The 450-nt window shown below is 62.2% G+C and carries 1 pseudogene; it reads left to right on the forward strand.

The window, feature by feature from the left end:
- A pseudogene (locus C0Z16_RS37130) lies at positions 1-450 on the forward strand (sodium:solute symporter family protein); the annotation flags it as partial.

The raw sequence follows: 450 nt of genomic DNA on the forward strand, positions 1-450 counted from the left end.
GTAACGACTTCGCTGGTGGCGTCGATCTTCGTGAGCGTGTGTACGGTGGCACTCGCCATTGCTTCGCTCATCGTGACCGACTTCTATGTGCCGCGCTATCGCCCGTCGGCCGAGCAGGAAATGCGCATGACACGCTGGATCTCGCTGGCGGTGGGCGTGCTGCCACTGGTGTTCGTGCTGTTCGTGCCGCAAATCCTGGCGCTATCGTTCTTCACGCGGGCGCTGCGGCTGTCGGTGTCCATCGTTGCGCTCATCGGCATCTATCTGCCGTTCTTCAACAGCAGTCGTGGAGCCGTTTCGGGCCTGATCCTGGCCGCGATTGCAACCACCATCTGGTATCTGCTCGGCAACCCGTTCGGCGTCGACAACATGTACATCGCGCTCGTCACGCCCGCCCTCGTTCTGGTGGTCGAGAAGCTGCTCTTTCGCGCGGCTGAGCCTGCACAGGCC

This window comes from Paraburkholderia rhynchosiae, assembly GCF_002879865.1.
Taxonomy (GTDB): domain Bacteria; phylum Pseudomonadota; class Gammaproteobacteria; order Burkholderiales; family Burkholderiaceae; genus Paraburkholderia; species Paraburkholderia rhynchosiae.